At 54.9% G+C, this 2,081-nt stretch carries 3 protein-coding genes; all 3 read left to right on the forward strand.

Annotated features, from left to right (window positions below):
- Nucleotides 1–343 (forward strand): efflux RND transporter permease subunit (locus tag ABF824_RS16275; protein ID WP_415489993.1); only part of this gene is annotated, 343 nt, incomplete at its 5' end.
- Complete coding sequence (locus tag ABF824_RS16280) at nt 340–1,008, forward strand: response regulator transcription factor (protein ID WP_062020857.1); 669 nt, start codon at nt 340–342, stop codon at nt 1,006–1,008. The genes ABF824_RS16275 and ABF824_RS16280, both read left to right, overlap by 4 nt.
- The coding region (locus tag ABF824_RS16285; RefSeq protein WP_415489994.1) for a histidine kinase dimerization/phospho-acceptor domain-containing protein at nt 1,005–2,081 on the forward strand (1,077 nt) is incomplete at its 3' end. The genes ABF824_RS16280 and ABF824_RS16285, both read left to right, overlap by 4 nt.

Genomic DNA, 2,081 nt, shown 5'->3' on the forward strand with positions numbered 1-2,081 from the left:
CCCTTTCAGTATTTCCGCAGGGATCGGGTTTATTGCGCTGTTTGGTGTGGCGGTTCTGAATGGCGTGGTACTCATCACCGCCATTAATTCGCTGCGCGTGGCGGGCCTGAATGCTGCTCGTGCCGCATATGAAGCCGCGGAAGAACGTTTCCGGCCGGTCATGGCGACAGCTCTGGTCGCCAGTCTTGGTTTCATTCCCATGGCAGTCTCAACCAGTGCCGGCGCCGAAGTTGAACGCCCTCTGGCTACGGTCGTTATTGGTGGTCTGATCTCCTCGACACTCCTTACCCTGCTTGTGCTGCCCTCTCTCTACGCGCGTATCATGAAAAATCGCATTGCATGAAAATCCTGATTATCGAAGACGAACCTGCACTGGGCTCGGCAGTAAGAGACCGTGTGCGCCAGGCCGGACACGTCGTCGACTGGTTCAAGACCCTGACCGATGCCCGTGCAGCCCTGATCGCCTCTTCTTATGATTTCCTGCTTCTGGATCTTGGTCTTCCAGACGGTAATGGTCGGGCCCTGCTGCGGGAAATCCGGCGGGACTGTTCATCTCTGGCCATCCTGATCACGACAGCTCAGGATCAGGTCAGTGACAGGATCGCGGGGCTGTCAGAAGGCGCGGATGATTATATTGTCAAACCTTATGATCTCGACGAACTCGTCGCCCGTATTGACGCTGTTGCCAGACGTTATGCGGCCCTGCCAGACAATGTGGTCATGATTGGTACTATCAGGATCGACCTCGCGCGCCGTCAGCTTGAACGCGATGGACAGACAGTCGATCTGTCTGCGCGTGAATGGGCTATTGTCGAACTTCTTGCGCGCCGGCCTGGAGCAGTCTGCAGTCGTGAGCAGATTGAAGACGCCCTTTATGGTCTCAGTGACGATGTGGAAAGCAACGCCATTGAAGTTTTCGTCAGCAGGATAAGGAAGAAAACCGGACCGGGTCTGATCATGACGGTCAGGGGGAGAGGCTATTGTCTCGCGGAGAACACGTCCCGATGAAGCGCTGGAGTCTGGCGTCCCGTATCGTGTCCGGAACACTGATCATCGTGCTTGGTGCCCTGGTGCTTCTCAGTATTCTTGTTGCGGCCTTTACCCGCTATGAAGTTACGGAGCGTCTTGACAACTCGTTACAGGAAGTGGCCGAGCGTCTGGAGTTTGTCATCAGTGAACTGGACAGAACCGACAGGGCTTCTGCCACCCCAGGTGGTCAGATCGCGCAACTCCCCGGGGTGAACCGGCGAACGTTGGCCTACCAGATCACCACACCGGACGGTCGCCTTGAGGTCAGGTCACAGAATGCGCCGGAGACGCTATTCGTACCACGTCTGAAGTCAGGATTTTACAACATCTCATTATTCAGAGTGTATGTCGTACCATCAGCGTCTGGTCGCCATTACATTCTGGTGGGTGAGCCGACTTTTCACAGAAATGAAGCTGTCAGGCGGGCTATTCTGATTTCAGTTCTGCCAATGGTAATATTTTTCCCGGCGATCTGGATTTTGGTCCGCTGGCGTGTCCGTCGCGCCATGCGTCCTCTGACCAGCCTTCAGCAGGAAATCAGGAGCCGGGGAGGATCGAATCTGGCACCCGTTCCCCCATTGGATCTCCCCGAAGAACTGGTGTCCATTCACTCGGCCGTCAATCTCCTGCTTGAACGTCTGAAAATGGCGCTTTCGACAGAGCGCGCTTTTGCGGCCAACGCGGCCCATGAGTTGCGTAATCCAGTAGGAGCGCTTCTTGCACAGGTTCAGGTTCTCAGGAATTTTCTTGTAGGGTCGGACTATGAAGAGCGTGCAACGATCATCATGCAGCAGGCCCGCAGAATTGGCCGGATGATGGAAAAGCTGCTTCAGCTTTCACGAGCGACATCAGGGATCGCACTCACCGGGAGCATGTTCGATCTGGTGCCTGTCATTCGATTTCTGGCAGAAGAACTTGAGCGGGAAAAAAACCAGACGATTGAATTTTCTGGAGCATCTCATCTCATGATCCGGGGCGATATGGATGCAACAGGTATCCTGTTTCGCAATCTTCTCGAAAACGCCGTTCTTCATGGTTCATCTGTGCAAGCC

It is taken from the genome of Acetobacter sp., from assembly GCF_047721705.1.
Classification (GTDB): domain Bacteria; phylum Pseudomonadota; class Alphaproteobacteria; order Acetobacterales; family Acetobacteraceae; genus Acetobacter.